Origin of the sequence: Priestia sp. 40, from assembly GCF_049368575.1 — a bacterium.
GTDB classification, from domain to species: Bacteria; Bacillota; Bacilli; order Bacillales; family Bacillaceae_H; genus Priestia; species Priestia zanthoxyli.
On sequence record NZ_JBMPZA010000009.1, the window covers coordinates 1 to 3,402 of the forward strand.

Genomic DNA, 3,402 nt, shown 5'->3' on the forward strand with positions numbered 1-3,402 from the left:
AAAAGGCATCCACTCCGTTGTAATTTTCATTTGGCGTATACGTATAGGTACCATTTGAATTTACTACCACCGTCCCATTCACTGGAACTGCCAGTAACCCGTACGTCAGTGGGTTTCCGTCCACATCCGTTGCCACCACTCGGCTATTCAAACTCGTGTCTTCATTGATCACAAACGCGTAGTCTGGCACCACTGGTGCATCGTTCACTGGCGTGACTATTACTAGTACGTTCGTTACTATGAACGCACCCGACGGGTCGCTTATTAGGACTGTGAACGTATCACTTCCAGTGTAATTTTCATTTGGTGTGTACGTGAACGTTCCATCACCATTGACCACTGCCACTCCATTGGTCGGTGGATCCTGTAACGCATACGTTAGTACTTCCCCATCTGGATCAAACGCTGTAATTTGACTAGATACAGCTGTATCCTCATTCGTGGTCAACGTCACTACCACTGGACCTACTGGTGGATCATTTACGGGCAGAACCGTAATCGTGATGGTGGAAATGGCCGTGCCTCCCTGGCCATCACTTACCACCACACTAAAGCTATCCACTCCGTTGTAATTTTCATTTGGCGTATACCATAGGTACCATTTGAATTTACTACCACCGTCCCATTCACTGGAACTGCCAGTAACCCGTACGTCAGTGGGTTTCCGTCCACATCCGTTGCCACCACTCGGCTATTCAAACTCGTGTCTTCATTGATCACAAACGCGTAGTCTGGCACCACTGGTGCATCGTTCACTGGCGTGACTATTACTAGTACGTTCGTTACTATGAACGCACCCGACGGGAATTTATTTAGGACTGTGAACGTATCACTTCCAGTGTAATTTTCATTTGGTGTGTATGTGAACGTTCCATCACCATTGACCACTGCCACTCCATTTGTTGCATCGTGCTGTTGAGCGTGTTACGTCAGTACTTCTCCATATTGGATCAGTGGCTTGATTTCGTTAAGTAACAGGTGTTTCTTCAGGTGTAACAATCGTAATTTCGTTTGGACCTACTGGTGGATCATTTACGGGCTGAATCGTAATTGTGATGGTCGAAATGGCTGTTCCTCCTTGGCCATCGCTGACCACGACACTAAAGCTATCCACTCCAGTGTAATTTTCATTTGGCGTATAGCTATAGCTGCCGTCTGGATTTACTACCACTGTTCCATTTGCTGGAACTGCCGTAACCCGTACGTTCGTGGGTTTCCGTCCACATCCGTTGCCACCACTTCGCATATAGAAACTCGTGTCTTCATTGATCACAAACGCGTAGTCTGGCACCACTGGTGCATCGTTCACTGGCGTGACTGTTACTAATACATTCGTCACTATAAATGCGCCCGACGGGTCGCTTCTCAGGACTGTGAACGTATCATTTCCAGTGTAATTTTCATTTGGCGTGTACGTGAACGTTCCATCACCATTGACCACTGCCACCCCATTTGTCAGCGGTAGATATTGTAACGCATACGCGTCAGCACTCCTCCATCTGGATCAGTCGCTACGATTTGGCTAGTAACAGGTGTTTCTTCAGGTGTAACAACATCGTAATTTCGTTTGGACCTACTGGCGGATCATTTATTGGCAGAATCGTAATTGTAATTGTGGAAATGGCTGTGCCTCCCTGGCCGTCTGACACCAATACCGTAAACTGATCTATCCATTAAATCAGCATTTGGGGTATACGTGTACATCCCATCTAAGCTCACGTTTACTATTCCATTTACTGGAGCATTTTGTAGCAAATGGTAGATGGATTGCCATCAATATCAGTGGCAATTACCATAGAAGTTACTGATGTATCTATTCATTTGGTATCTGTCAACTGATAATTAGGAACAATCGGAGGATCATTTATTGGAATAACTGTAACGATAACTGAAGAAGTAGCATTTCCTCCTAAATTATCAGTTATATATACTACGAACGCATCTGAACCGGTAAAGTTTGCATTCGGTGTATACGTAAATATTCCTGTATCAGAATCAATTGTTACTACTCCATTAATAGGTTGATTTTCGATAATTAAACAAGTGGATTTCCATTTACATTAGTAGCAATTATTTGATTTGTTACTGGTGTGTCTTCATCAGTAGAGATTTGTAAATCTTGTGAAGTTGTAGTTCCATTTGTTTCAAGTACCCTTACAAAAATGGTTGATAGTGCAGTCGCTCCTTCTGGGTCTGTTATTAGTATGGTAAATTGATCATTACCTATAAAATCGTTATTAGGTGTATAAATGAATGTACCATCTTGACTTATAACAGCATTACCGTTATTTGGAACTAATTGCAGAGTATAGGTTAGAGTAACGTTGTCGGGATCTGAACAGGTATGCTGCTTGTAACAGGAAGGTTAATGGTCGTTGTAACAGATCTATCTCCTCCTACTGGCGGATCGTTTACTGGGACAATCGTTAAGGTTACAGTAGAAAGAGAAGTTCCTCCTTTACCGTCTGACACCAGCACACCAAAAGTATCCATTCCGGTGTAATTTAAATTTGGTGTATAAGTAAATACTCCGTTTGCCCCTAATACAACACTTCCATTTGACGGAGGCGGATTCAACAGAGTAAATGTCAAAGGATCTCCATCGGGATCAAAAAAGCTGGAATTTGATTTGTAAGGGGGTGTATCTTCATTAATTGTAAATGCTAAATCAGCGGTGATTGGAGGGTCATTCACTGGAATTACATTTTTATTGTAACGGTCGAAACCGTCGTTCCCCCCTGCCCATCTGAAACCAATACCGTAAATTGTGATCTGTCCCATTGAAATTTAGGTTTGGTTGATAACTAAACGTTCCATTTGCGTTCACGGCAGCTATGTCCAATTTCTTGGACCATTTTGCAGCTGATAACTAAGAGGATTTCCATCCACATCTGTCCCTACCGCTCTCCTACCACAGGACTATCTTCTTGCTTACTAAACGTGTAATTTGGCACCGTTGGTGCATCATTCACTGGCGTGACTATTACCGTCACCGTTGAAACCGCCGTGCTCCTTGGCCATCTGACACCAACACGGTAAACTGATCCGTCCCATTAAAGTTCAGGTTCGGCTGGTAACTGAACGTTCCATCTGCATTCACCACGGCCACTCCGTTGCCTGGTGCCGTTTGTAGGCTAAACGTTAACGGATTTCCATCGGGATCTACTGCCACTACTTGATTGATTAACGTGCTATCTTCCGCAATCGTAAAGCTACATTTGGATGTAATTGGGGGATCATTGACAGGGATAACGTTGATGGTCACCGTTGAAACCGCCGTGCCTCCCTGACCGTCTGACACCAATACCTGCAACCGTTCCATTGAAATTTAGGTTTGGTTGATAACTAAACGTTCCATCGCGTTCACGGCAGCTATTCCATTTGTTGGACCATTTTGCAGCT

8 protein-coding genes and 1 pseudogene are annotated in these 3,402 nt (G+C 43.9%); 1 reads left to right on the plus strand and 8 read right to left on the minus strand.

Annotation, left to right across the window (positions count from 1 at the left end; translation table 11 throughout):
- The 3 genes and pseudogenes from ACO1DI_RS12385 to ACO1DI_RS12395 form a co-directional block, all read right to left on the minus strand.
- Positions 1 to 547, minus strand: a 547-nt coding sequence (locus tag ACO1DI_RS12385; RefSeq protein ID WP_423145315.1) for a tandem-95 repeat protein, incomplete at its 3' end; no start/stop codon positions are given.
- A gap of 6 nt (positions 548 to 553) precedes the next feature.
- Positions 554 to 894, minus strand: a pseudogene (locus tag ACO1DI_RS12390) (Ig-like domain-containing protein); the annotation flags it as partial.
- A gap of 73 nt (positions 895 to 967) precedes the next feature.
- Positions 968 to 1,441: a tandem-95 repeat protein gene (locus ACO1DI_RS12395; protein WP_423145310.1), complete on the minus strand. Its 474-nt coding sequence runs from the start codon at positions 1,439 to 1,441 to the stop codon at positions 968 to 970.
- A gap of 11 nt (positions 1,442 to 1,452) precedes the next feature.
- Between ACO1DI_RS12395 and ACO1DI_RS12400 the strand changes: the two genes are divergently transcribed.
- Positions 1,453 to 1,665, plus strand: a complete 213-nt coding sequence (locus ACO1DI_RS12400; RefSeq protein WP_423145311.1) for a hypothetical protein — start codon at positions 1,453 to 1,455, stop codon at positions 1,663 to 1,665.
- Positions 1,666 to 1,817: 152 nt separating this feature from the next.
- Here ACO1DI_RS12400 and ACO1DI_RS12405 read toward each other — a convergent pair whose 3' ends face one another.
- The 5 genes from ACO1DI_RS12405 to ACO1DI_RS12425 form a co-directional block, all read right to left on the minus strand.
- Positions 1,818 to 2,036, minus strand: coding sequence for an Ig-like domain-containing protein (locus ACO1DI_RS12405; protein ID WP_423145316.1), 219 nt, complete (start codon positions 2,034 to 2,036; stop codon positions 1,818 to 1,820).
- A complete protein-coding gene (locus ACO1DI_RS12410; RefSeq protein ID WP_423145317.1) occupies positions 2,036 to 2,305 on the minus strand; it encodes an Ig-like domain-containing protein in 270 nt (89 codons plus the stop codon). Before ACO1DI_RS12410 ends, ACO1DI_RS12405 begins: the two co-directional genes overlap by 1 nt.
- 8 nt (positions 2,306 to 2,313) lie before the next feature.
- Positions 2,314 to 2,781: an Ig-like domain-containing protein gene (locus ACO1DI_RS12415; RefSeq protein ID WP_423145312.1), complete on the minus strand. Its 468-nt coding sequence runs from the start codon at positions 2,779 to 2,781 to the stop codon at positions 2,314 to 2,316.
- A 116-nt stretch (positions 2,782 to 2,897) separates the two neighbouring features.
- Positions 2,898 to 2,993 (minus strand): hypothetical protein, encoded by a 96-nt coding sequence (locus ACO1DI_RS12420; protein ID WP_423145313.1) that lies wholly within the window; start codon positions 2,991 to 2,993, stop codon positions 2,898 to 2,900.
- Positions 2,990 to 3,322: an Ig-like domain-containing protein gene (locus ACO1DI_RS12425; RefSeq protein ID WP_423145314.1), complete on the minus strand. Its 333-nt coding sequence runs from the start codon at positions 3,320 to 3,322 to the stop codon at positions 2,990 to 2,992. Before ACO1DI_RS12425 ends, ACO1DI_RS12420 begins: the two co-directional genes overlap by 4 nt.
- Between the last annotated feature and the right edge of the window lie 80 nt (positions 3,323 to 3,402).

Excerpts from the sequence above, each read along its gene's own strand:
- ACO1DI_RS12415 (WP_423145312.1), bottom strand. The coding sequence starts at position 2,781 with ATGGGACAGATCACAATTTACGGTATTGGTTTCAGATGGGCAGGGGGG.
- ACO1DI_RS12425 (WP_423145314.1), bottom strand. The coding sequence starts at position 3,322 with ATGGAACGGTTGCAGGTATTGGTGTCAGACGGTCAGGGAGGCACGGCG.